We start from the raw sequence: 2716 nt of genomic DNA on the forward strand, positions 1-2716 counted from the left end.
CTGGTCGACCAGATCGAACACCATCCGCGGGTCACCGTGCACCGGCACACCGAGATTCGTGCGGTCCACGGCGAGAAATACCTCGAAGCAATTGCAGTCGAGGACAATCGCACCGGCGACCAGGACACGATTCGGGTGCGCGCCCTGTTCGTCTTCATCGGGGCAGTACCGCACACAGGGTGGCTTGCCGACGCGATCGCACTCGACGACCACGGCTTCGTCCTCACCGGTGTGGACGCGATCCACGCACGAGCGGACGGCAGCCTGCCAATCAACGGCGGCCTGTCCAGGACGCTCGAAACCAGCCTGCCCGGCCTGTTCGCGGCGGGCGACATCCGCCGCGGTTCGGTGAAACGAGTCGCATCCGCCGTCGGTGAAGGAGCGATGGCCGTACGCCAAATCCATGAATACTTCGAAAGGAGCTGACGACATGCCAGTAATGGGCACCGTGAAATTCCAGCGGTTCTTCAGGGCAGCGGCCGGACTGCAGGTCGACCGGAACGATCTCAAGCGCTATACCGATTTCATCGACGACAAGATCTACGACCTGATCCTGATCGGGAAAGCCTCCGCGAAAGCAAACTTGCGCGACGTGATCGAACCGTGGGACCTGCCGATCACCAAAGGATTACAAGAGAGCATCCACCGGTTCGAAAAACTCGACGAGGAGATCGAACTACAACCGCTGCTCGATCAACTGACCGCCCGCCCGCCCTTGGACGTGGCCCTCTCCGAGGAGACAGAGCAACGACTGCCGCTGATCGCAGGAGGGTTGAGCGTAGCGCTGGCGCAAACCTTCGCCACGATCGAACCGGACCGCAAGAACCCCGGCACAGCCCAATGGACAGTCGCCTTCGACATCTTCCACCTACTCCTGTGACTACCACCCGTCCCGGCGAACCAGTAGATCACCGGGACACCACACCGTGGTCGGGAATCACGAACCACGGCTATCGACACCACGCCAGACAGCGTGTCTGAGTTCGAATATGCCGTCCTGCTCCGGAAATGCCGGAGCGATTCAGCCGCGCTGAAATGCTCGTGGGTTCACCCCGGATGGTGGATACCGAGCTGGCGGGACCGAAGGTTCCGCTGGGAGGAGGTCCTCATGTCCCGCAAGCGCAAATCGTTTACGACCGATACACGGTCGAAGCCGCCACAGGGTGATCGATTCCGGCCACACCATCGCCGAAGTCGCCCACGACCTCGGATTAAGCAAGAACCTGCTCGGACAGTAGGTCGCCGACGAACGACGACGCATCGACGACGCCGCTACAGTCGGATAACAACCGCTCACTGCCGCGGAACGGACAGAACTGGCCAGGCTGCGCAAGCAGGTCTCCGAACAGGAGACATCGCATTCCTGAAAAGCGTCCTTAAATTCAACCTGCCAACGCAACAGCCTCTTCCGCCACAAACTCCGCGGGCGCTCGGAACCCGAGGCACTTCCGTGGCCGGTTGTTGAGCCTGGCCGCGATGGCATCGAGGTCCGACTGGCTCAGATCCCCGAGATACATTCCTTTCGTAAGACACTGGCGTAAAAGCTTATTGGTGTTCTCATTCGTCCCGCGCTGCCAAGGACTACGCGGCGCTGCAAAGAAAATCTCGATACCCGTTGCTGCACTGAGCAGCTCGTGATCGGCCAATTCCATCCCCCGATCCCAGGTTAAACTCCGACACAATGCCGAATCCATTCGCCCGTATTCCCGCACCAGTACGGGCACCACCGAGGTGGTATGCCGACTGGGTGTCTGCACGATCGTCAAGTAGCGGTCCCTGCGATCTACCATGTCGCAACCTGACTGTTCTTCGAACCGATCACCAGATCACCTTCCATGTGTCCAGTCACGCTGCGATCCTCGGCATCGGCGGGTCGATCCTCGATCGAGCGCGCATCGATGACCTGCGACCTCCATTGCCCTTTAACAGTGCCGCTCATTCTTTCGGATCAGCCGCCATGTTCGTAGGCGCTTGCACAGCTACTGCGGAATCACATCCCACCGAGTAGTGTAGATCGAGCGGTAGATCGTCTCGTGGCTGATCGCCAACTCCTCGTCACCGCTGTGATGCAGTCTCAGATGCCCGACAATCTGCTCCGGCGACCACTCGTCTTCGAGTGCCTGAAGTAAAGCAAACGAACTCGGGAAAACTCGGGGTACAGGATTGAGCCGTCCCGCCGACGTGACATCCCCCAGATCATCGGCGGGAAACCAGCATAGGGTGCACCGCTTTCCGTCTCACTGACCGACCTAGTTCTCGCGATCGACGAAGCCGCCGGCATTCTCCTGGACCATGCCCTACCCTCCAGCTTCCTCACCTGCACGTTCGACATCGATAACGAGCACCTGCGAGTAATTCTCGCCGCGACGACGGCACCGATCGACACCAGCACCACCTCGTTCCATTGGTTCGTCCTCCACAGGCTGGTCGACGACGTCGTTCTCGAACAGTTTCCCTCCACAGCCGCCGACGCACCCGATAACTCGGCAACGACGATCATCCTGACCAAGGCACTACAGCCAGGTTCGTGATGCCGTCCACGACGAGCAGCCCACAACTACACCCGAACCTCACACACGTAGGCCCGGCACACCACTGCGCCGCAGCCCTAGACGGTATGAGGGGACTGTCTGAATAACGGTGGATCCGGTCCTTGATTCAACACGCCGAGCTGAGCTTGGCGGGAAGGATCGACGATGACCGAAACACTTGATCC

Annotated in this window: 4 protein-coding genes; 2 read left to right on the plus strand and 2 right to left on the minus strand. The window is 60.1% G+C overall.

The window, feature by feature from the left end:
- Both ABWI03_RS34050 and ABWI03_RS34055 read left to right on the plus strand, forming a co-directional pair.
- Positions 1–426: NAD(P)/FAD-dependent oxidoreductase (locus tag ABWI03_RS34050; RefSeq protein WP_353799065.1), on the plus strand; the 426-nt coding region annotated here is incomplete at its 5' end.
- 13 nt (positions 427–439) lie between these two features.
- Complete coding sequence (locus ABWI03_RS34055) at positions 440–880, plus strand: DUF1931 family protein (RefSeq protein ID WP_209923620.1); 441 nt, start codon at positions 440–442, stop codon at positions 878–880.
- 502 nt (positions 881–1382) lie between these two features.
- Here the strand turns inward: ABWI03_RS34055 and ABWI03_RS34060 are convergent.
- Both ABWI03_RS34060 and ABWI03_RS34065 read right to left on the minus strand, forming a co-directional pair.
- Positions 1383–1790 carry an IS30 family transposase gene (locus tag ABWI03_RS34060; protein ID WP_050794007.1) on the minus strand — a complete coding sequence of 136 codons (408 nt, stop codon included), beginning with the start codon at positions 1788–1790 and terminating at the stop codon, positions 1383–1385.
- Entirely contained in the window at positions 1784–1939 is a 156-nt protein-coding gene (locus tag ABWI03_RS34065; protein WP_003942660.1) for a hypothetical protein, read from the minus strand. Before ABWI03_RS34065 ends, ABWI03_RS34060 begins: the two co-directional genes overlap by 7 nt.
- Positions 1940–2716 lie beyond the last annotated feature (777 nt).

Source organism: Rhodococcus baikonurensis (genome assembly GCF_040489275.1).
Taxonomy (GTDB): Bacteria; Actinomycetota; Actinomycetes; order Mycobacteriales; family Mycobacteriaceae; genus Rhodococcus_F; species Rhodococcus_F baikonurensis.

Excerpts from the sequence above, each read along its gene's own strand:
- ABWI03_RS34055 (WP_209923620.1), top strand. The coding sequence starts at position 440 with ATGGGCACCGTGAAATTCCAGCGGTTCTTCAGGGCAGCGGCCGGACTG.
- ABWI03_RS34060 (WP_050794007.1), bottom strand. The coding sequence starts at position 1,790 with ATGGTAGATCGCAGGGACCGCTACTTGACGATCGTGCAGACACCCAGT.
- ABWI03_RS34065 (WP_003942660.1), bottom strand. The coding sequence starts at position 1,939 with ATGAGCGGCACTGTTAAAGGGCAATGGAGGTCGCAGGTCATCGATGCG.